Annotated in this window: 20 protein-coding genes; 5 read left to right on the forward strand and 15 right to left on the reverse strand. The window is 64.7% G+C overall.

The window, feature by feature from the left end:
- Window positions 1-8 precede the first annotated feature (8 nt).
- From AC13FW_RS07535 to AC13FW_RS07555, 5 genes are all read right to left on the reverse strand, one after another.
- Window positions 9-641 (reverse strand): LemA family protein, encoded by a 633-nt coding sequence (locus tag AC13FW_RS07535; protein WP_482988701.1) that lies wholly within the window; start codon window positions 639-641, stop codon window positions 9-11.
- Between the two features lie 269 nt (window positions 642-910).
- Entirely contained in the window at window positions 911-1,660 is a 750-nt protein-coding gene (locus AC13FW_RS07540; protein ID WP_482988702.1) for a TerC family protein, read from the reverse strand.
- Between the two features lie 54 nt (window positions 1,661-1,714).
- Entirely contained in the window at window positions 1,715-2,095 is a 381-nt protein-coding gene (locus AC13FW_RS07545; protein WP_282273051.1) for a diacylglycerol kinase, read from the reverse strand.
- 148 nt (window positions 2,096-2,243) lie between these two features.
- On the reverse strand, window positions 2,244-3,506 hold the full coding sequence (locus tag AC13FW_RS07550; RefSeq protein ID WP_482988703.1) for a sensor histidine kinase: 1,263 nt from the start codon (window positions 3,504-3,506) through the stop codon (window positions 2,244-2,246).
- Between the two features lie 138 nt (window positions 3,507-3,644).
- The gene (locus AC13FW_RS07555) at window positions 3,645-4,358 is read right to left on the reverse strand and encodes a response regulator transcription factor (RefSeq protein ID WP_057630720.1); all 714 of its coding nucleotides are present in this window, start codon (window positions 4,356-4,358) and stop codon (window positions 3,645-3,647) included.
- A gap of 165 nt (window positions 4,359-4,523) precedes the next feature.
- Here AC13FW_RS07555 and AC13FW_RS07560 point away from each other — a divergent pair, with 165 nt between their 5' ends.
- Window positions 4,524-4,877, forward strand: a complete 354-nt coding sequence (locus AC13FW_RS07560) for a DMT family protein (RefSeq protein ID WP_282273039.1) — start codon at window positions 4,524-4,526, stop codon at window positions 4,875-4,877.
- A 270-nt stretch (window positions 4,878-5,147) separates the two neighbouring features.
- Here the strand turns inward: AC13FW_RS07560 and AC13FW_RS07565 are convergent, their stop codons facing one another.
- From AC13FW_RS07565 to AC13FW_RS07580, 4 genes are all read right to left on the reverse strand, one after another.
- Window positions 5,148-6,074, reverse strand: coding sequence for a DUF6607 family protein (locus tag AC13FW_RS07565; protein ID WP_482987545.1), 927 nt, complete (start codon window positions 6,072-6,074; stop codon window positions 5,148-5,150).
- A gap of 90 nt (window positions 6,075-6,164) precedes the next feature.
- Window positions 6,165-8,369, reverse strand: a complete 2,205-nt coding sequence (locus AC13FW_RS07570; protein WP_482988704.1) for a TonB-dependent hemoglobin/transferrin/lactoferrin family receptor — start codon at window positions 8,367-8,369, stop codon at window positions 6,165-6,167.
- 151 nt (window positions 8,370-8,520) lie between these two features.
- Window positions 8,521-8,715, reverse strand: a complete 195-nt coding sequence (hemP, locus tag AC13FW_RS07575; RefSeq protein WP_282273037.1) for a hemin uptake protein HemP — start codon at window positions 8,713-8,715, stop codon at window positions 8,521-8,523.
- 673 nt (window positions 8,716-9,388) lie between these two features.
- Window positions 9,389-10,360 (reverse strand): potassium channel beta subunit family protein, encoded by a 972-nt coding sequence (locus AC13FW_RS07580; protein WP_482988705.1) that lies wholly within the window; start codon window positions 10,358-10,360, stop codon window positions 9,389-9,391.
- Between the two features lie 204 nt (window positions 10,361-10,564).
- Here AC13FW_RS07580 and AC13FW_RS07585 point away from each other — a divergent pair, with 204 nt between their 5' ends.
- From AC13FW_RS07585 to dusB, 3 genes are all read left to right on the forward strand, one after another.
- A complete protein-coding gene (locus AC13FW_RS07585) occupies window positions 10,565-11,863 on the forward strand; it encodes a NupC/NupG family nucleoside CNT transporter (RefSeq protein WP_282269936.1) in 1,299 nt (432 codons plus the stop codon).
- Between the two features lie 101 nt (window positions 11,864-11,964).
- Entirely contained in the window at window positions 11,965-12,915 is a 951-nt protein-coding gene (locus AC13FW_RS07590; RefSeq protein ID WP_282269934.1) for a ribokinase, read from the forward strand.
- 225 nt (window positions 12,916-13,140) lie between these two features.
- On the forward strand, window positions 13,141-14,130 hold the full coding sequence (gene dusB / locus AC13FW_RS07595) for a tRNA dihydrouridine synthase DusB (protein ID WP_482988706.1): 990 nt from the start codon (window positions 13,141-13,143) through the stop codon (window positions 14,128-14,130).
- Window positions 14,131-14,502: 372 nt separating this feature from the next.
- Here dusB and AC13FW_RS07600 read toward each other — a convergent pair whose 3' ends face one another.
- A complete protein-coding gene (locus AC13FW_RS07600) occupies window positions 14,503-15,102 on the reverse strand; it encodes a nitroreductase family protein (protein ID WP_282269930.1) in 600 nt (199 codons plus the stop codon).
- A gap of 355 nt (window positions 15,103-15,457) precedes the next feature.
- Here AC13FW_RS07600 and AC13FW_RS07605 point away from each other — a divergent pair, with 355 nt between their 5' ends.
- On the forward strand, window positions 15,458-16,279 hold the full coding sequence (locus AC13FW_RS07605) for a methyltransferase domain-containing protein (protein WP_296247192.1): 822 nt from the start codon (window positions 15,458-15,460) through the stop codon (window positions 16,277-16,279).
- Here the strand turns inward: AC13FW_RS07605 and AC13FW_RS07610 are convergent.
- Genes AC13FW_RS07610 through AC13FW_RS07630 form a run of 5 tightly spaced genes read right to left on the reverse strand, consistent with a single transcriptional unit; the run spans window position 16,273 to window position 22,006 of the window.
- Entirely contained in the window at window positions 16,273-17,328 is a 1,056-nt protein-coding gene (locus tag AC13FW_RS07610) for a metal-dependent hydrolase (protein ID WP_482988707.1), read from the reverse strand. The two genes, AC13FW_RS07605 and AC13FW_RS07610, sit on opposite strands and share 7 nt — an antisense overlap.
- Before the next feature lie 28 nt (window positions 17,329-17,356).
- Window positions 17,357-18,469, reverse strand: coding sequence for an ABC transporter permease (locus AC13FW_RS07615; RefSeq protein ID WP_482988708.1), 1,113 nt, complete (start codon window positions 18,467-18,469; stop codon window positions 17,357-17,359).
- Window positions 18,466-19,629, reverse strand: coding sequence for an ABC transporter permease (locus AC13FW_RS07620; RefSeq protein ID WP_296247196.1), 1,164 nt, complete (start codon window positions 19,627-19,629; stop codon window positions 18,466-18,468). Before AC13FW_RS07620 ends, AC13FW_RS07615 begins: the two co-directional genes overlap by 4 nt.
- Window positions 19,614-20,624 carry an HlyD family secretion protein gene (locus tag AC13FW_RS07625; RefSeq protein ID WP_482988709.1) on the reverse strand — a complete coding sequence of 337 codons (1,011 nt, stop codon included), beginning with the start codon at window positions 20,622-20,624 and terminating at the stop codon, window positions 19,614-19,616. Before AC13FW_RS07625 ends, AC13FW_RS07620 begins: the two co-directional genes overlap by 16 nt.
- The gene (locus AC13FW_RS07630; protein ID WP_482988768.1) at window positions 20,621-22,006 is read right to left on the reverse strand and encodes a TolC family protein; all 1,386 of its coding nucleotides are present in this window, start codon (window positions 22,004-22,006) and stop codon (window positions 20,621-20,623) included. The genes AC13FW_RS07625 and AC13FW_RS07630 overlap by 4 nt, the downstream gene beginning before the upstream one ends.
- Window positions 22,007-22,033 lie beyond the last annotated feature (27 nt).

Genomic DNA, 22,033 nt, shown 5'->3' on the forward strand with positions numbered 1-22,033 from the left:
CGCGCGGCTCACTGCGCCGGCGCGGGCTGCGGCGGCGTCTGCTGCGGCGCTGCCGGCTGGCTGCCGAAGCTCACGGTCGGCGGCTGTGCGATCTGCGCCTCGTTGTCGACGGTGAAGTTGGGCTTGGCCGCGTAGCCGAACATCTTGGCGGTGATCACCTGCGGGAACGAGCGGATGTAGGTGTTGTAGTCCTGCACCAGCTGGATGTAGCGGCCGCGGGCCACGGTGATGCGGTTCTCGGTGCCTTCCAGCTGTGCCTGCAGGTCACGGAAGTTCTGGTCCGACTTCAGCGTCGGGTAGTTCTCGCTGACCACCAGCAGCCGCGACAGCGCGCTGCCCAGCTCGCCCTGGGCCTGCTGGAACTGCTTGAGCGAATCGGCATCGTCGGCATTGACCTGGATCTGCCCGACCCTGGAACGGGCATTGGTGACCTCGGTCAGCACCTGCCGCTCCTGCTGGGCATAGCCCTGCACGGTATTGACGAGGTTGGGGATGAGATCGGCGCGGCGCTTGTACTGGTTGACCACCTCGGACCAGCCGGCCTTGACCGCCTCATCCTTCTGCTGGATGGCGTTGTAGCCACAGCCGGAAACGGAAATCACCGCGATGACAAGCAACATCAGGCGAAGGTACTGGCGCATGGGTCGGGCCCTGGATGGCTGGAGTGCCGAGCATGCCACGTTGCCTGTTCAAGGTCTGCAAAGACCGGGGGCGGCCAAAGCTCCCCGAGCGAGGCTGTTGTGGGAGCGGCGTAAGCCGCGAAGCTGACCATCCTTCAGATTGCAGGCTCCCCGCACCTACAGCTGCACCGGCTTCGCGGCTGACGCCGCTCCCACAAAAAACGAAAGGGCCGACAATGCCGGCCCTTTCAGGTCAGGTTCTCGGCCGGGGATGCCGGCCGATCAAACACTTACCAGTTGTCCGAACCCGGGACGTGGTGGGCCTTGGCGTTGCGCCGCATCAGCAGGTTCAGCCACTCCACCAGGATCGAGAAACCCATCGCCGCATAGATGTAGGGCTTGGGCACGTGCACCTCCAGGCCATCCAGCACCAGCACCGCACCCACCATCAGGATGAAGGCCAGCGCCAGCAGCTTCACGGTCGGGTTGGCGTCGATGAAACGGCCCAGCGGGTTGGCTGCCAGCAGCATCACCGCTACCGACAACAGCACCGCGCAGACCATCACCGGGACGTGCGAGGCGATGCCGACGGCGGTGATCACCGAGTCCAGCGAGAACACGATGTCGATCACCGCGATCTGCGCGATCACCATGCCGAACGACGATGCCACCTTTGTCGTGGTCGGGTCTTCGTCTTCGCCACCGGTGACCAGCTCACGGATTTCCTTGCCGCCCTTGTAGAGCAGGAACAGGCCACCCACGATCAACACCAGGTCGCGGATGGAGATACCCATGCCGGCCACGTTGAACAGGTTGCTCTCCATATGTGCCAGATAGGCCAGCGAGATCAGCAGCAGGATGCGGGTGATGCAGGCCACCGCGATACCCACGCGGCGCGCCAGCGGGCGCTTGTGTTCGGGCAGGCGCCCGACCGCGATGGAGATGAAGACCAGATTGTCGATACCGAGCACGATTTCCAGTGCGCTGAGCATGAACAGGGTGACCCATACGTTCGGGTCGGCTAGAAACTCAAGAGACATGGGAACAATCCTTCAATAAAACCATTGCGTCAGCGCCGCCCGGCGGCTGACTTGTCAGAAAACGCGCGGCAGCAGGATGAGGCCCCAGCACAGCAGCACGTTCATCATCAGCACGAATACCGCCGCCGAGCCCATGTCCTTGGCGCGGCCCGCCAGCACGTGGTACTCCGGGCCGTAGCGTTCGATCACCGCCTCGATGGCCGAGTTGGCCAGCTCCATGGCGATCACCAGCAGCATCGAGCCGATCATCAGCACCTGTTCGACCGGGCTCTGGCCCAGCCACAACGCCAACGGCGCCAGCACCACGAACAGGCAGACCTCCAGCCGGAACGAGGACTCGTGCATCCAGGCAGCGCAAAGCCCCTGCCAGGACCACTTGGCGGCCTTGAGGATGCGTCCCGGGCCGCGCGGCAGGTGCCCGATCTGGTCAGCCATGCGACACCCTGCCAGTTGCCGCAGTGCGGCCGGGCAGAACCTTGAAGGCTGAACAACCGCTCATGGGGATGACACCGGTAGCGTGAGATTAGCCGCCAATTTTGCCACATCTGCCCCTTGCTTACCGAGGCAGCCGCCAAGCCCCATCTCAGCGATAGAGCAGGGTCACGGTGGTGCCCTGCCCCTCACGGCTGTCGATCTCGATCTGCCAGCCGCAGCGCTCACATAGCCGGCGCACGATCGGCAGGCCCAACCCTACACCCAGCTGGCTGCCGCCGTCGGCCCGGAAGAAGGGGTCGAAGACCCGCGCAAGCGCTTCGCTGCTCATGCCGATGCCGGTGTCGCGGACAACCACCTGGCCCGGCATCACCCGCACCTCGACCTCGCCCACGTCGGTGTAGAGACAGGCATTGCGCAGCAGATTGGCCACCACCACGTGCATCACCCGTGGCGGCGCCACCAGCATCTGGTTGCCTTCCACCAGCACCCGCAGCTGGACCTGCTTGCCCTGCAACAGCTCCTCAACGTTGGCGGCCTCGTAGCGCACCACTTCGCCGACATCGAACAGCTCCGACTGCGGCTCCACGTCCACCTCGCGGGCCAGCAGCAGGAAGGCATCGATCACCGCCTCCATATCGCGGCCGGCACGCTGGATGCGCTGCAGGCTGCGCTGCAGCCGCGGGGTAAGCCCGGAATCGGCCAAGGCCATGTCGCTGGCCATGCGGATCACGGTAAGCGGGGTGCGCAGCTCATGACTGGCATCACGGGTGAAGTTGCGCTCGCGGGCCACGTGATCGCCAACCTTGCCAGCCATGTCATGCAGGGCCAGCGCCAATTGCCGGGTCTCGCCCTGCACCTCCGGCGGCAAGCGCTCCGGTGCCAGCTCCTTCGCATCGGGGTGGCGTGGATCCCATAGCGACACCCGTCGCGCCAGCCAGCTCACCGGTGCAACCAGCCGCGCCGAGGCGCGATAGGTGAGCCACGACGAGGCATGGATGGCCAGCAGGATCAACAACACCCCTGCCCATACCGCCGCGCGGTGCGCGATCGAACGCTGGAACACCAGGTACAGCCGCCCCTCCGGCTGCTGGTCCACCAGCACCAGCTGATCGGACGACTCCAGCTCATGAAACCCCGGCGCCAGTGCGCGCAGCTGCGCGGGCACGACCGTGTCAGATTGCCCTGCCGGCTGCAGGTAGCCACGGATGCGCAGCGTATTGGGTGGCGCCAGCTCTGCCACCTGCGCGCTTTGCTGCCAGTAGTACTGAGCCTCACTCTGCAGGACTGCGTTGATCAGGCCGTACTTGACCACCAGCGCCATCAGATAGCCGCCAAGCAGCACCGCCAGACTCGCCAGCAGCGCCTGCAGGATGAAGGCTATTCTGATCTTCCGCGGTAACCCGTACGACATGCGCCCCCCCTAGAAGCACGCGTGATTATAGGGAATGGACTGGCTTCGCCGCAGAATCACCTGGCTGAAAAAAACCGCCGCGACTCATGTTCTGCGGCGGTTCTTCAAACCACAGGTGCCAGTACACGCCCCTGCAGATCAGCCCATGGACTGGCCGATGTCGGCAATCCGGTAACCGGCACTCTGCACGGTGTGCAGCAGGGGTCGGTCAAACGGCTTGTCGATGATCTTGCGCAGGTTGTACAGATGGCTGCGCAAGGTGTCCGAGTCAGGCAGGCCATTGCCCCAGATCTCGCGCTCGATTTCCTGGCGGGTCACCACGCGCGGTGATTCGCGCATCAGGATGGTGAGCAGGCGCAGGCCAATCGGCGACAACTGCAGCTCGCTGCCGGCGCGGGTGGCACGCATGCTGACCGGGTCCAGCACCAGGTCGGCGACCTTCAGCACCTCGGCACCCACCTGGCGACGCTCGCGGCGGATCAGCGCACGCAGGCGTGCCTCCAGTTCCTGGATCGCGAATGGTTTGGTCAGGTAATCGTCAGCGCCGTAGCCCAAGCCAGTGAGCTTGTCGTCCAACGTGTCGCGTGCGGTCAGCATCAGCACCGGCGTGGACTTGCGTGCTTCATTACGCAGGCGACGGCACACCTCGATGCCGTCCAGTCGCGGCAGCATCAGATCGAGCACCACCACGTCGTAACTGTTCTCAGCGGCCAACCGGTAGCCGTCCAGGCCATCGGCTGCGTAGTCCACCTCGAAACCCTTGCCTTCCAGATATTCGCCAATCATCTCGGAGATGTTGCGGTTGTCTTCGACAACCAGTACCAGCCCGGACGATTCCTTGGTCTGTCGCATGGAGCCTCCTTAGTCTTCAGCTTTGTGAAAGATGCCGTACTCCTGGTGGACTCCGTGTGAAGACGGCTTTACGCCGCCATTGGTATCACTTGAAACCAGTCCGGCGAGGACGAGCCCTTGCTCACCGGCACCCTATGCTAGCGACCCGTCTTGATGAAACTGGATATGGCCGCCCCCTCCTTTACCGCCTACCTCTACCCGGTACTGTTGCTGGTTGCCAGCAACGTATTCATGACCATCGCCTGGTATGGCCACCTGAAGTTCAAGACCGCACCGTTGATGACGGTGATCCTCGTCAGCTGGGGGATTGCCTTCTTCGAATACTGCCTGCAGGTGCCTGGCAACCGCATGGGCAGCGCGGTGTACTCGGCGCCGCAGCTCAAGGGCATGCAGGAAGTGATCACCCTGGTGGTTTTCGCGGTGTTTTCGGCCACGTACCTGGGGCAGCCACTGAAGTGGAACCACTGGGCGGCGTTCGCGCTGATCCTGCTGGCCGCACTCCTGATGTTCAAGGAATAGGCCCAGAGCGTGTGAGCATGACTGATGTGGGAGCGGCGTCAGCCGCGAAGCTGGCGTCGATGAAATCACGCTTATGCCTGTGACCTGATAGACCATCAGCTTCGCGGCTGACGCCACTCCTACCACCGTGTCTCCGCTGGGCCGCCCTGCTCCCTCCCTTTGGCGAAGCCAAGGGGAGGGTTGGGGAGGGGTGGCTCTTAGCCCTGATGCTGCAGCAGCTTCGCGGCTTACGCCGCTCCCACAAGATAAAAAAAGCCAGACAAGGCCAACTTACCTGGCAGCTTCCACGTACTTGGCGAACACCGCATCGATCTTTCCGGTATCCAACGCCGCGCCACCCTGGATTTCCTCGGCCTGCTGGAACAGCGGCATGATCATCGCCATGCCATCAAGCTTGGTCTTCAAGTGCACGCCCGGTGCCTTGCCGAGGAAACCATCCCAGCGCTGGCGTACCTGCGCCCAGAACGGTGCGGTGGCAGCCCAGTAGGTCCGCGCCGGAGTGAAGTCCACTTCCGTGGTCTTGATGTAGTCGTTGAAACCGAACTCGCGCGCGATCTCCACCTGGCTGCCGTCCGCATTGCGCTGCACCTTGGTGTTGAATTGTTCGTGGGTCCAGCCGTTCGGGGTCAGCGTGTGCTGGTTCACCACCGCCAGCGCGTTGTAGTCGCTGCGCTTGGTGTATTCGCGGCGCGGCAACGGACGCCAGCTCAGGTCGCTGGTCCAGGTCGGCACATTGTTGTTGTAGCTCCAGCGACCGGTACCGCAATACCGCGGTGCGTCGCTGACTTCGTAGACGCACTGCGTCCATGCGCCCTTGTTGAGTGCCTCCGGAATCGCGCGCACCGTCCAGGTCTGGTCGGCGGTGAACTCGAAACGCTGCGGCGCTTCGTAGACCCAGTCCTGGCGCCAATGCTTGGTGACATGGCCGCTCTTGGTATCCACCAACAGATGCTGCAGCACGATGCGCTGCGGTGTGTCTTCAACCACGATCACCACTTCGTCACCACCGCTGCGCATCGCCGACGCACGTTCGTAACCGGGCTTGAGCAGCACGGTTTCATCGAAGGCGAAGTCCACCGTGTACTCACCCTGCATCTTCAGGATGCTGTCGTGGTCACGGGCGATATCGGCAGTGGCGGCGCTGGCAGCGGTGCTGACGAAAAACAGCAGCGGCAGGCTGGCGGAAAGCAGTTTCATGGGTTTTCCTTGTGCGAATGGAAGGGATGGCCATCCGTGGCCACGATGCGTTCCTTCGCCGGCTCCTGGAGGAACCGCTAACGTCGTTGCTTACCAGGACACCGAGACGCTGGCCGAAACGGTGCGACCCGGGTTGCTGAAGCGATCTATCACGGCGCTGCTGCCGGCCAGCGTCGAGGTGATGCTGGACCAGTCGATGTAGTTGCGATCGGTCAGGTTGAACACGCCGACATTGAACTTGGCGCCCGGCGCGAAGTTCCAATGCGCCATCAGGTCCATCACCCCGTAACCGGCCGGACGGTACGCCGTGGCCACGGCCACGCGGTCCTTGCGGCGCGCAAACGTGCCGGCCAGCTCAACGCCCCAGTCATCGCGGTCGTACATCAGACCGAGCGTACCGCGCAGCGGATCCACCGAATCCAGCGGCGTGTCTTCGGTACGGTTCTGCCCATGCGCCCATGCCACCGCGCCGCGCAGCCCCCAGCCCTTCAACGCATCACTGACCTGGCCGAAATCGACACCAGCCTTCAGCTCGGCACCATAGATGCGCGCATCGGCGATGTTCTGCGACTGGAACACCATCAGGCCCTGTGCATTGACGCCGACATAGCGCTGCGATTCGATGAAGTCGCGGTAGTCGTTCCAGTAGCCGCTGACGCTCATGTAAGCGACCGGGCTGACATAGCGCACGCCCAGCTCCACACCATTGCTGGTTTCCGGCTTCAGGTCCGGATTGGGGATGGCGGTGTAATTAAAGGTCAGATTGGTGAAGCCCAGATTGACATCGTTGTAAGGCGGCGAGCGGAAACCATGCGCATAGCCGGCAAACACCGACCACTGGTCGTCGAAGCGCCACACCACGCCCAGCTTCGGCGATACGCTGGTCTTGGTCAGCGAGGCTACCGCCATGTCCGGGTTGTCTTCCCTGAAAATCGCATCGAGCTCGGGCTTGAGCCGGTAATGGTCAACGCGCACGCCAGGCACCACCGACAGGCGGCCGTCGGCCAGGCGCATCTCGTCCTGCAGGTACAGGCCGAGTTCGGTGGTCTTGCTGATCGGGAAATCGCGCACCGGGAAGTTGTCCGGCGAGATGTTGGAGCTGACCGTGCCGTTGGCCAGCACCTGGTAGCCATCGCGCTTCTGGCGGATGTCGGTCTGGGCGCCATCGAAGCCCCAGGTCAGCGCGTGCTCGACCGAACCGGTCTGCAAGGCCTTGTTGAACTGCAGCTGCGCGCCGTACACCAACTGATCGAAATGGAAGGCGCGATGACGGCGGCTGCCATTGGTACGGCCTTCGTCGGTGACCTGCTTGGTTTCGCTGTTCTGGCGATAGATCTGCCAGTTCATGCTGTCGGCAAACGCAGCATCCAGCGCATCCATCTCATGGGTGAACGACAGGCGCGTGCGATTCTGGGTGTCGTGTGCCTTCATGCTGGTGGTGGTGCGCGAGGCCGCTACCGGATGCTTGTCGTTGACCGAAGAAAGCACGTCGGTATCGGTGCTGTCCTCATTGCCCTCCACAGTCAGGCGGAAGCGCTGGCTTTCATCCGGCGCATAGACGAGCTTGGCCAAGACGCTGCGGCCGTCGCGTTCCTGCGGATTCGGCGCGGTGCGGGTGTAGTCCATGCTGCGCACGTCACCCTTGTTGACCGTCTCCTGGCCCTGGTGATGATTGACGTTGACCATGCCGCTCCAACGCTCACCGCCCCACGCTGCGGTGGCACCGGCCAACAGCCCCTTCCACTCGCCGTCATAGCCGAACTTCAGGCCGACATGGCTGTCCTTGCCGTCCTTCAGGTAGTCCGCCGGATCCTTGGTGACGAAGGCCACCACGCCACCGAGTGCATCGGAGCCGTACAGCGAACTGGCCGGGCCGCGCACGATTTCAACGCGCTTGAGCGCTTCCAGATCGGTGAAGTTGCGGTTGCTGTTGGCGAAGCTGCCGATAGTGAAGCTCTTCGGCATGGCGATGCCATCGGTCTGGATCAGCACGCGATTGGCGTCCAGGCCGCGGATACGGAAACCACCCAGGCCGAAACGGGTAGCGCTGCGGGTCACCGACACGCCTGGCTCGTAACGCACCAGGTCGGAAATATCGTTGGCCAACTGCTTGTCCAGCTGCTCGCGATCAATCACATCGACCGTGGCGGCGACGTCGCTGACAGCACGCTCGGTACGGGTAGCGGTGACCTGGACGCGGTCGAATTCATGCACCGCAGGCGCGGCGACGTTCTCTGCACGCGCGGGAGACAGCACCGCCCACAGGGCGGCACTCAAGACAGTTGGACGGATCATGGAAGCCTGGAATCTTGGAGTGGACAAAACCCCTGACAGACAGCCCGGTTGCCGGAGCAACCAGACTGCAGTCAAGGGGGGAGAGAGCCTTGCGTTCCTGGGAGCCAAGCGTGGCAACGCTGGCTTACGGCGAACGCAGCCGTGCAGCGACTTACTTGGTGAGGATCAGCTTGTCGTTGCTGGTGTGACGCAGGCGATAGAACTTATCGCCGTGCTGGATCACGATCTCGCGCTGACCCTTGAGCAGGGCACCGCTATCGACAACGCCATCGACCGGCAACAACTGAACCGGGCGCTGCGGCAGGTGGAGGGTGCGGGGGCGAAGCATAACGGGCTGGGCCGACATCATCGTGATTCCGTGCTGGGGACGGAGTTGATGATAATGATTCTCAATAACGATGCAAGAACTATTTACAACAACTTTGAAATCCGGCGTCCGGCTGGACCATCCGCCCGCTCCACCGGTAGTGCCGAGCCATGCTCGGCAAGGGCCTCACCGGTCCACCATCAACGCTTGTGGGAGCGGCGTAAGCCGCGAAGCTGGCACTGCCGAGGCCATCAACCTGCCTGCAACCTGACAAATCTGTAGCTTCGCGGCTGACGCCGCTCCTACAAAAGCCCGGCTCCTTGTAGTGCCGAGCCATGCTCGGCAAGGGCCTCACCGGCCCACCATCAACGCTTGCGGGAGCGGCGTAAGCCGCGAAGTTGGCAGCACTGAAGCTACCAACATGCCCGCAACCTGACGGATCTGTGGCTTCGCGGCTCACGCCGCTCCTACAAAAGCCCGACTCCTTGTAGTGCCGAGCCATGCTCGGCAAGGGGCCTCACCGGCCAAGCATCACACTTGTGGGAGCGGCGTAAGCCGCGAAGCTGGCAGCACTGAAGCTACCAACATGCCCGCAACCTGACGGATCTGTGGCTTCGCGGCTTACGCCGCTCCCACAAACCCCATGAACACGGGCCTGAAACCCCGCTGGCAAGGCTCCTGCCGAGCATGGCTCGGCACTACACCTCCACTATCAGGCGAAGATCGCCTCGATCTTCTGCCAGGCGCCCTCTTCCACCCTGCCCAGCGCGTCCAGCGCGCGCAGGTTCTCTTCCAGCTGCGACACCCGGCTCGCACCGAGGATCACGCTGGACACCTGCGGGTTGCGCAGGCACCAGGCAATCGCCAGCTGCGCCGGCGACTCGCCCAGCTCCGCGGCCAAGGCGGTGAAACGACGCACTTTGCCCAGACGGTCATCGACCGGCTCGCCCAGCACCGAGGCCTGCAACCAGCCCAGCGTGGTCTGCCCCAGGCGCGAATCCTCGGCGATGCCGTCGTTGTACTTGCCGGTCAGCAGGCCCGAAGCCAGCGGCGACCAGATGGTGGTGCCCAACCCGGCATCGGCATACAGCGGCGCGTACTCCTGCTCCACGCGGGCACGGTGCAGCAGGTTGTACTGCGGCTGTTCCATGCTCGGCGCATATAGATGGTTGACGCGGGCAAACGCCACCGCCTCGGCAATCTGCGCGCCCGACCACTCCGAGGTACCCCAGTACAGCACCTTGCCCTGGCGGATCAGGTTGTCCATCGCCAGCACGGTTTCGCTGATCGGGGTCTCCGCATCCGGCCGGTGGCAGTAATACAGGTCCAGATAGTCCACCCGCAGGCGCTTGAGCGCGGCGTGGCAGGCATCGGTGACATGCTTGCGCGAGAGCCCGCGCTGGGTCGGCGCCGGCTCATCGACCGCGCCAAAGAACACCTTGGACGACACGCAGAAGCCATCCCGCGGCAGGCGCAGGTCGGCGATCACATCCCCCATCACCTCCTCGGCGCGGCCCTTGGCATAGACCTCGGCGTTGTCGAAGAAATTGACCCCGTTGTCCCAGGCGCAGGCAATCAGGTTGCGCGATTCGTCGCGCCCGATCTGGCTGCCAAAGGTCACCCAGGCACCAAATGACAGGGCGGACAGCTGCAGGCCGGACGACCCGAGACGACGGTATTGCATGGCTGGCTCCAACTAGGGGACGGTGCGCGGAATCCGCGCAGACAGGCCACAAGTGTAACCCCGGCTGCGCACCGGACCGCCCTGCGGACCTTGCCGATACCGGCGCAATCCCAGCAAATACCGGCTTATGCCGGAGATATTCTTGCCCGGCATCAGCCGCTGCTCTAGGCTTGCGTCTTTTGCGGGCACGCCCGGGGATTACTCATGTTCGAAGGTTTGGGCAGAATCGGCTTCGGCCTGTTCGGCCTGGCGGTGCTTTTGGGCATCACCTGGCTCTTTTCCAATAACAAGAAAGCCGTTGACTGGAAGCTGGTTGCCACCGGCATCACCCTGCAGATCGCGTTTGCGGCGCTGGTGCTGCTGGTTCCAGGCGGTCGCGACGTGTTCGACTGGCTGGGCAAGGGCTTCGTCAAGATCCTGAGCTTCGTCAATGAAGGTTCGAACTTCATCTTCGGCAGCCTGATGGATGTGCCCAAGTACGGCTTCATCTTTGCCTTCCAGGTGCTGCCGACCATCATCTTCTTCTCGGCGCTGATGGGCGTGATGTACCACCTGGGCGTGATGCAGGCCATCGTGCGGGTCATGGCTGCGGCCATCACCAAGGTGATGCGCGTGTCCGGCGCGGAAACCACCAGCGTCTGCGCCAGCGTCTTCATCGGCCAGACCGAGGCGCCGCTGACCGTGCGCCCCTACATCTCCAAGATGACCCAGTCCGAGCTGATCACCATGATGATCGGCGGCATGGCGCATATCGCTGGCGGCGTATTGGCTGCCTATGTAGGCATGCTCGGTGGTGGTGATCCGGCCTCGCAGGCCTTCTACGCCAAGCATCTGCTGGCCGCCTCGATCATGGCCGCACCTGCCACGCTGGTGGTCGCCAAGCTGCTGGTGCCGGAGACCGGCACCCCGCTGACTCGCGGCACGGTCAAGATGGAAGTGGAAAAGACCTCGTCCAACATCATCGACGCTGCCGCAGCCGGCGCTGGCGACGGTCTGCGCCTGGCACTGAACATCGGCGCCATGCTGCTGGCCTTCATCGCCCTGATCGCCCTGCTCAATGCGCCACTGACCTGGATCGGTGACGTCACCGGCCTGGCCGCCGCCATCGGCAAGCCGACCAACCTGGCCACCATCTTCGGCTACGTGCTGGCACCGATCGCCTGGGTGATTGGCACGCCGTGGGCTGACGCCACCACCGTGGGTTCGCTGATTGGCCAGAAGGTCGTGATCAACGAATTTGTCGCCTACATGGACCTGTCGCAGATCATCCAGGGCAACGTTCCTGGCACCACCTTGAGTGAAGAAGGCCGCCTGATCGCGACCTACGCCCTGTGTGGCTTCGCCAACTTCAGCTCCATCGCCATCCAGATCGGCGGCATCGGCGGGCTGGCCCCGGACCGTCGCCAGGACCTGGCCAAGTTCGGCCTGCGTGCGGTTCTGGGCGGCACCATCGCCACCTTGATGACCGCCACCATTGCCGGCGTGCTGACCCACTTCAGTTGATTCAATCCAGCTGATACGGCTCGGCCGCTACAAAGCGGCCGGGTCAGATGGCCAAGCCATCGCAGCTGCTGTTTCATCGCCACCTTAGAGACAAAGATTCCATGAGTTCTGTAGTCGTTGCCGGTTCCTTCAATGTCGATCACGTCTGGCGCTGCGATGCCCTGCCCGCGCCGGGAGCGACCATTGCTGGCCGTTACAGCACCGGTCCCGGTGGCAAGGGCTTCAACCAGGCCGTCGCGGCACGCCGCGCCGGTGCCGACACCAGCTTCGTCTGCGCGCTCGGCGCAGATGCTGGCGGCGACCTCGCCCGCCAGCTGGCCAACGCCGACGGCATCACGCTGGTGGCCGAAGCCACCGCCGAGCCGACCGGCACCGCTGGCATCTACGTCGATGGCCGTGGCCGCAACTCGATCGTGATCGGCGCCGGTGCCAACGCCTCGCTGAGCACGGACTTCGTTGCCGCCAACGCCGCCCTGATCGGTGGTGCCAAGGTGTTGCTGGCCCAGTTGGAATCGCCGGTGGAAACGATCGAAGCCGCGTTGGCACAGGCCCGCGAGGCCGGCGTACTGACCATGCTCAACGCCGCCCCCGCCAATGCCCCGTCCACCATCAGCCTGCTCAAGCTGGCCGATGTGCTGACCCCCAACGAAACCGAGTTTGCCGCCCTGCTCGGCCGCCATGTCGGCGAGCGTATCGAGGCCGATGACGTCGCCGCCCTGGACGGTGCCAGCCTGCACGCCCTGTGCCGCAAGCTGTCCAGCAACACCGTGGTGGTGACACTGGGCGCGGTTGGCGTGTTTGTCTCGCACGATGAGGACAAGCTGCGCAGCGACAGCCAGCCGTACTACCGGGTGGCTGCCGAGTCGGTGCAGGTGGTGGACACCACCGGTGCCGGAGACGCCTTCAACGGCGCCCTCGCCGCCTCGCTGGCGGCCGCACCGGACGCTGCGTTCATCAAGCACGTGCGCTTCGCCAACCAATACGCCGCCCGCTCCACCGAGAACGAAGGCGCCGCGCTGGCGATGCCGCGGATGACCCCGGCCGACGTCTGAGCCTATGGCTTTGCCCCCTCCCTTGCGCAGCAGGGCAGGGTTGGGGAGGGGTTAGCGCTCTGGCCTTTCAAGCACTCCCGGCTTCGCGCCGTTGCTCCCTCCCTTTGCCTTAGGCAAGGGGAGGGTTGGGGAGGGGTTGGCTCTTAAGCCTTTCACGCATTGCCAGCTTCGCGGCTTACGCCGCTCCTACAGCCGCGGTTCCAGCCAGCGCCTTACACTAGCCCCATGCAGATCGGCCCCTACACCATTGCACCCAACGTGGTGCTCGCGCCCATGGCCGGCGTCACCGACAAGCCATTCCGCCAGCTGTGCAAACGGCTCGGTGCGGGTCTGGCCGCCTCGGAAATGACCATCAGCGACCCGCGCTTCTGGACCACCCGCAAGTCCATCCATCGCATGGACCATGCCGGTGAACCGGCGCCGATCAGCGTGCAGATCGCCGGCACCGAGCCGCAGCAGCTGGCCGAGGCGGCACGCTACAACGTCGACCACGGCGCACAGATCATCGACATCAACATGGGCTGCCCGGCCAAGAAGGTCTGCAACGCCTGGGCCGGCTCGGCACTGATGCGTGACGAAGCGCTGGTGGCGCGCATTCTCGAATCCGTGGTCAATGCGGTCGAAGTACCAGTGACACTGAAGATCCGTACCGGCTGGTGCGCCGAGGTGCGTAACGCACCGACCATCGCGCATATCGCCGAAGACAGCGGCATCGCCGCGCTGGCCATCCATGGCCGCACCCGCGACCAGCATTACACCGGCGTGGCCGAGTACGAGACCATCGCCGCGATCAAGGCGATGTTGAAGATCCCGGTATTGGCCAATGGCGACGTGGACTCACCGCGCAAGGCCGAGCAGGTGCTCAAGCTGACCGGTGCCGATGCGGTGATGGTGGGCCGCGCCGCCCAGGGCCGGCCGTGGATCTTCCGCGAGATCGCCCATTACCTGGCTACCGGCGAGGAGCTGCCGCCGCCGTCTGTGGAAGAGGTCCGCGACATCCTGCTGGGTCACCTCAACGACCTGCACGCCTTCTACGGCGAACCGCAGGGCGTGCGCATCGCGCGCAAGCACCTGGGCTGGTATGCGAAGGATCGCCCTGAGAACGCCGCGTTCCGTGCGGTGGTCAACGCCGCGGAGACTGCCGACGCGCAGATCAAGCTGACCCGTGACTATTTCGATGCGCTGGTGGCCGGCGAAACCGCGTACGCCCTGTAGAGCCGAGCCATGCTCGGCTAGGGCCTTACCGGCGATCTGTCAGATTGTGCATGGAGCCCCTCCTGTAGAGCCGAACCATGCTCGGCTAGGGCCTTACCGACGATCTGGCGGATTGTGCATGGAGCCCCCTGCCGAGCATGGCTCGGCACTACGCAACCCTGCTTCTGCCCGATCGTGCATACAGCCCTTGTAGAGCCGAGCCATGCTCGGCTGGGGCCGTACCGACGATCTGTCAGATTGTGCATGGGGCCTCTGCCGAGCATGGCTCGGCACTACAAAAAAGCCCACCAGCTTGTGCTGGCGGGCCCGTTCGACTGTCAGCGGCGCGCGGGGGAGAGAACCGCGCCACTGCAATTCAGCCGAATACCTTGATCAGGCAAATACCTTGAAGCGCGCTTCGTCTTCCATGAAGGTCTTTTCACCGAACGGGGCTTCATTCGAGCCGAACGGCATCTGCGCACGCAGCTGCCAGTTGCCATGGATGCCCCACTGCCTGCGCACGGCCTCGTCCACCAACGGGTTGTAATGCTGCAGGCTGGCGCCGACACCGGCCTCGGCCAGTGCGGTCCACACCGCGAACTGCGCCATGCCGTTGGACTGCTCGGCCCAGACCGGGAAATTGTCGGCGTACAGGGCGAACTGCTCCTGCAGGCCCTTCACCACGTCGGTGTCGGTGAAATACAGCACCGTGCCTGCGCCGGCGGCAAAGCTGTTGATCTTGCCTTCGGTGGCCGCAAACGCCTCTGCCGGTACGATCTTGCGCAGCTCTTCCTTGGTCAGGTCCCAGAACTTCTGGCTGTGGTCGCCGAACAGGATCAGCGCGCGGGTAGACTGCGAGTTGAACGAAGACGGCGCCTCGCGCACTGCCTGCTTGATCAACTGGATGGTGTCGTCCTGGCTGATCGGCAGCTGCTTGCCGAGGGCGTACTGGGAGCGGCGCTTCTTGTACAGGGAGATGGCTTGGCTGTTCATGATCGTTTCCTTCAGGGGGAAGCAGCCCGGCAACACCGCCGGTCTTTGCTTGATGGCGCCCATTGTATTTGTCGCCAAATTCGGAACAATTACTTAAATTCCAATAATTCGTTTCATTTTCAGAACAAATGAAACTCTGGCTTTTAAGCCGCCGAAAAGCGGTCATCCACACTCCCACCAAAGCCTGATTCCAAATCGGCAAATTCTCAGAACCAATGGCTATCAGCCGCGCAAGGCCGCAAACCCGCGCCACGCCGACATTGCTGCTGGCACCGCAATGCTGGGTTCCGTTACGCATGCGCCGCGGTAACACCGGCTGGCGATACTGGGCGGATCACTGCACGACGCTGTTTCCATGACTCTCAACGACTTCCCCTACCTGCATGGCTTCTCGGCAAACGAACAGGAGCGGCTGCGCAAGCAGGCACGCCTGTTCGAACCGGCGATCTTCCATGACATCGACTTCCGCAACTCCCGCCACATCCTCGAAGTAGGCAGCGGCGTCGGTGCGCAGAGCGAGATCCTGCTGCGCCGCTTCCCAGAGCTGCGGGTCACCGGCATCGACCTCAACGAGCGCCAGCTGGCTGCCGCCAACGCGCACCTGGCACAGATGCCGTGGCTGCAGGAGCGCGTCGAGTTCCAGCGCGCCAATGCCACCGACCTGCCGTTCGAACCGCGCAGCTTCGACGGCGCCTTCCTGTGCTGGGTGTTGGAGCACGTCCCCTCGCCTGCGCGCGCGCTGGCCGAAGTGCGGCGGGTACTGAGCCCGGGCTCGCCGGTATTCGTCACCGAAGTGATGAACGCCTCGTTCCTGCTCGATCCCTACTCGCCCAACCTGTGGCGCTACTGGATGGCGTTCAACGATTTCCAGATCGACAGCGGCGGCGACCCGTTCGTCGGCGCCAAGCTCGGCAACCTGCTGCTGGCCGGCGGCTTCCGAGATGTGCAGACGCAGACCAAGACCGTGCACCTGGACAACCGCGAACCAGCGCGGCGCAAGGTGATGTTCGCGCTGTGGGAAGAACTGCTGCTGTCAGCGGCCGAGCAACTGCTGGAAGCCGGCAAGGTCGACCAGGCCACGGTGGATGGCATGCGCGCCGAGTTCACCCAGGTGCAGAACGACCCCAATGCGGTGTTCTTCTATTCCTTCGTGCAGGCCCGCGCCACGGTCTACTGAGTTGCGGCGGCGCCGGTTGCCACCGGCGCCCGCCAGATACGCTGCCACATCAGCGCCAAGCGCTGCTTCAGCACATCACGATTGCCGGCCTGCCGATAGGCCGGCATCACCTGCCGTGGCGGCATCGCCTGCCACTGGCCATCGCGCTCGCTGGCAACGGCGAAGTTGAAGTTGTAATCCGGCTCCAGCCCCATGCGCAGATCGCTGAGCACCAGCTCGCCATCGACTGCCTGGGCACGCATGAAACCGTGGTTGAACCAATTCAGTCGTTGCACCGCAGGCACTTCGGCGGCCTGCCGCAGCGCCTGCACATTCGAGGGGTAGCCCTGGAACTGCATCGGCCCGTGATCGGCCCATAGCGAACGATCACCGACCACATAGCCTTGCGGCGTCATCGCCACCACCCGCCACAGCAAGGTGTTGAATGGCATCGGCACCGAGAAGCGCGGCGCATCGGCCAGGCCCATCTGCGCCAGGGACTGCGCGGCTACCCGATCCACCTGCGCCTTTGCGATCAACGACCAGCCCAGATAACCGGAACTCAACACCAGGCCCGCCACCAGCGCGCGTTGCGCCAACGGCCGGGCACGCGCGAACCAGGCAATGCCGCAGGCGATCAACAACCAGATCGTATACAGCGGATCGATGATGAAGACGCTGGACCACATCGTCGGTGGCGGCGTCAGCGGCCACCACAGCTGCGTGCCGTAAACAGTGAAGGCGTCCAGCAATGGATGCGTCACCAGCGCCAGCACCATCGCCCACCACCAGCGCACCGGCGCCTGGGCAACGCGGCCATGGCCGAAACGCTTGTACAACCACCAGATCAAGGTGCCCAGCAAGGGCAGCACGAACAGCGAATGGCTGAAGCTGCGGTGCACCGTCATCAGGCTCACCGGGTTGTCGGTGAAGGCCATGATCGCCAAGCCGTCCAGATCGGGCAGCGTTGCCAAAGCGGCGCCTGCAAGCAAGGCGGCGCGGCGATGGGCGGCGGGGGTGATGGCGGCGGCGATCGCACCACCGAGAACGATCTGGCTGAGGGAATCCATGCGCCGATGCTAGCAGCCAACGCGGCGCTCAGCGCCGTCTTCGGCCATGCAGCCGCCACAGCATCAGGCCGCCGTACAGCAGCGCCAGCAACAGCAGGTTGAGCAGCTCGCCAGCTATCTCCGGCAAGCGCGCACCCAACTGCTGGGTGCGGACGATGGCATTGATGCCGGCGGTGGTCGGCAACAGCTTGGCCAACGCCACCAGGGCCGGCGGCGAAGCGATGGCCGGCCACGACAGGTTGGACAGGAAGAACAGCGGGATCGATACCGCAGTGACGTACTGGAACGCCCGCTCGCGGGTATCGAAGAAGCTGGCGATGAACATCCCGAACGGCACCGTTGCCAGCGCGAACAGCAGCACTGCCAACAACATCCCGGGGATGTTGCCGCCGCGCGGATAGTCCTGCGCCCAGGCAGTGAAGCCGACGTAGTACAGCAACCCGCACACCGCCACCACAACGAAGGCCAGCGCCATACCGGACAAGGTCGGCAGGTCGAACTGCAGGCGTCTACCCAACTGTGCGCGGCGGCTGCCAAGCAATACGCCGATGCCGAGCAGCAGGGTCTGGTGCACGATCAGTTCCGATACCCCCGGCACCACGCTGCTGCCATAGCCTTCACGCGTGTTGTACAGCGGCCGCTGCACCAGTTGCAGCGGCGCTGCCTGCGGCGCGCCCATGAACGCCGCCTGGCGCACTGCCTGCTGGCGACCAAAGCCGGTGATGCCCTCGGCCAGCCCGTTGAGAATGGTGCTCGCCCGGCTCAGGTAGGCACCATTGCCCAGCAGCACCAGTTGCCCACTACCGCCACGCAGGATGTCGCGTTCCAGCCGCTGCGGGATCAGCACGATGCCATCCACCTCGCCGCGCAGCAGTTGCTGTTTGGCCTGGGCCAGATCCGGCGGCTGGCTGACCACCCGCACCGCCAGCAGTGCGTCCACATGCCGGATCAGCTCGCGGCTGGTTGCGCTGTGGTCCGCATCCACCACCGCGATCGGCAGGTCACTGGCGACCTGGTGGCGATACGCCGCCGGATAGAAGAACGAGTACAGCAGCACCGCGCCTATCATCACCGCGCGCGCGGCCGGGTCGGCGAACATCGCCTGCAGGGCGCTCCGGAAGCCAGCGCCGAAGCCGCTCATGCACGCACCTGCTGGCGTGCAGTGCGCAGCAGCAGGTACGCCCCCAAGCCGCCGGCCACCACGGTCATCAACAACAGTACCGCCAATGGCCGCAGCGACACCTGCCAAGGCGCGCCCATGAACAACTGCTGCATCTGCACCTGCACATAGGCGGTGAGCGGCAGCAACAGGTTCCAGACGCGGGTGAACAACGGCGCCTCGATCACCGGGAAGGTGGCACCGGAAAACGCCAGCGCGGTACCAATCGTCAGACCCACCGCCGACAGTCCCGTGCAGGTGTCGCGGGTCACGGCAATGAACAGCAGCGCGAAACTGCAGCAGGCCAGGTAGAACAGCGGCTGCGCCAGCAGCATCAGCCACAGACTGCCGGCCATGCCGTCACCGCGCACATAGGCCAGATACAGCACGCCAAGCGCGCCATACAGCGAGAACAGCGCGACATACGGAAACAGCTTGCCAGCCATCGCCGCCCACGGCCGTTGCCGCAACCAGCCGCCGAGCAGGCCATCGCGCTGCTCGCGCCCAAACGCGGCACCGGCCGCGAGCGCGGCCAGCAGGGACAGCATGGCCGGGAAGATCAGCGGCAGCAGGAACAACTCATAGCTGCGCGCCGGGTTGTACAGCACCGTGGCCTGCACCGTCACCGGCGGCCCACGCAGTTTTGCCGGGCCAACCTGCAGCGCGATCTGCTGCTTGAGCATGCGCGCGTTGTAGGCACTCACCGCATCACCGATATCGCGTCCGGCCGACTGCCCGGTCGCCATGTAGGTGGCGTTGTAGAAGGCGTAGACCGGTACGGTTTCGCCACGCAGCGCGCGCCGGCTCAGGTCGCGTGGCACCAGCACGATGGCAAACACTTCCAGCGCCCGCAGCTGCGCCTGCGCCTGCTGCAGCGACGCCGGCTGGCTTGCCACCCGCACGCCGGGGCTGTCATCGATGGCGCGTGCCAGACCGCGACTGGTCGGGCTGTGGTCCAGGTCAACCAGGGCGATCGGCACCTGCCGCAGCACCGAGCCGGAGAACAGCCACATCATCAGCGCCATCAGCAGCAATGGCAGCACCGTCACCAACGCCAGCTCCCAGCGGTCACTGCGCCAGTGCTGCAACTCGCGCCGCAGCGAGGCGGCGAAGGCACCGGCAGATGTCAGTCCTGCGGCCATGCAAACAGCACGCTCATGCCCGGCCGGAATCCTTCGATTGCCTGCTGTGGCCGCGCCCGAACCTCAAAGCTGCGCACGTCATAGCCGGACGACTGCCGCGTGCTGCGCCAGGTGGCGTAGTCACCGGCCGGATTGATGAAGTAAACCTCGAACGCCGCACTGCGGTCCTGCAGGGCCGGAATCGTGCCCTGCAGGCGGGCGCCGGGCTTGAGTCCGTTCATCTGGTCCTCGCGCAGGTTCAGCGCCACCCACATATGGTCGATGTCGACCAGGGTGAAAACCGGATAGCCGGCCGGCACCAGTTCGCCGATATCGGCCATGCGCTTGCCGACCTCACCCGCCAGCGGCGCACGGCCCTGGGTTTCCTGCCGCGCCGCATCGACCTCGGCCTTGGCGCCCTCCGCTTGCCGCACCTGTGCCAGTGCCGCGTCCTTGTCCTGCACGCGGGCACCAGCCAGGGCAAGGTCGTACTGCGCGCGCGCAGCGCGGGTCAGTTCGTTGGCGCTGCGCGCCTGCGCCTGTGCTTCGTCTCGCTTCTGCCGGCTTACCACGCCCTCGGCGTAAAGATTGTCGAGCCTGCGGAAAGTGCTGGTTGCCAGTTCAGCACCGGCCTGCGCACGCTTCCAGTTGGCTTCGGCGGCGCGGATATCCTCGCTGCGTGCACCCTCCTCGGCCTTGGACGCCATCGCCGCCGCTGCAGCCACCACCGCGTCAGCCTGGCGCTCCTTGGCGGCGACTTCAGGGCTGTCGAGATCGAACAGCACCTGCCCGGCCCTGACCCGGTCGCCTTCGCGCACATGCACCTGCTGCAGGCGCGCGGTGACCTTGGCGGCGACGTTGACGTTGTCGGCATCGGCCATGCCCTGCACCTGGTCCGGTGGGCTGCGCAGGCCCAGCCACAGGCCGACTGCCACCAGCACCAGCAACACCACGCCGGCAATCAGGAACACGCGGCGTTGCCGCGGATTGGTCTCCACCTGCAGCGAATCGCTCATTCCAGCACCTTGTCCGCACGTTGGCGGTAGTCGTCAAAACGTTGCAGCTGCCCGCTCACTTCCAGCAGCTGCGCCAGCGCCACGTCGAATTGATAGGCGGCCTGTGCACGTTCCACCTGCGCACCGCCCAGGCCGAGCCGCGCGTCGATCACATCCAGCGAGGTGGACTGGCCTTCACGGAACGACAGCTCCTGCAGGCGCAGGTTTTCCTGCGCCTGGGCGATGCTGCTGTCGAGCAGCTGGAACTGCGCGCGGGCGGTCTCCAGCTCGTTCCAGGCCTTGCCGACGCCGAGCTGCAACTGGTTCTCCACTTCGCTCAGCCCCGATTGCGCCTGCTCCAGCTGCGCACGCGCCGCGCTGACCTGCAGTGGCCGCGCCGTCGGTGACAGGAAGGTATAGCGCAGGCCGATGCCGAATGCCCAGTCGGCGTCGGTCAACAACGCGTCGCGACGGCGCAGGTCGTACTGGCCGAACAGGTAGATCTGCGGCTTGAGCTTGGCCTGCTGTGCACGCACGCCCTGCTCGGCCTGCGCGCTCAGCGCGCGCAAGCGGCCAACCTGCGGATGCCGCTGCTGGGCACTGCGTTCGAATTCCTCGCGCGCACCGACCGGGCCATTGATCACGAACAGCGGCGACGTAGTCGCAACCGTGCCGCCACTGCGCAGCAAGGTGGCCAGCGCCTGCTGCAGGGTGGACAGATCGTTGACGGCCTTCTGGTATTCGCGCTCGGCCTTGTCGCGGGCGACGTTGGCCTGCAGCCGTTGCGCCTTGGTGGCAAAACCCTCGCGTTCGAGCTTCTGCGCATCTTCGAGGTGCCGCTGCAGACCGTCACGCACGTCACGGCGCACTTGTACCGCCTGCTCGGCCAACTGCTGGCCGAAGTAGGCCTGCACCAGCTGCAGCGACAAGGACTGCCGCTGCAGTTCGCGATCGGCCTGGGCCAACTCGCTGGCGGCCTGTGCCGCCCCCTGCGCGGCCGGGATCAGGCCACCGCTGTACAAGGGCAGGCTGGCAGTAACAATGGGACGCGTGCGCCAGTCACGCTCACCAAACTCCAGCGGTGACTCGATGCCGAATGCCTCGGCCACTGGTGCCAACGAACCCAGCGGCAGGTTCAAGGTCTTCTGGAACTGCATGCGGCGCACGTCGGCGGTGATTTCAGGGAGCCGCAGGTAGCGGCTGGCATCCTGCAGGTCCAGCTTGTTGCGCACCCCGGCATCGGCGGCGGCCAGCGCGTCGGATACCTGCTCCAGGCGTTGCCGCGCCTGCTCGTAGCTCAAGGCAGGCACCACCTCTGCCGCCACTGCCGGCGGTGCCAGCAGCATCCACAGCACACACAACCCTATCGCGACCGATGCTGGTTGCTTGCCTGCCACCCCGATACTCCCTGCTCGTTGGCTGGACCCAGC

The organism is Stenotrophomonas sp. 21LCFQ19, from assembly GCF_056861425.1.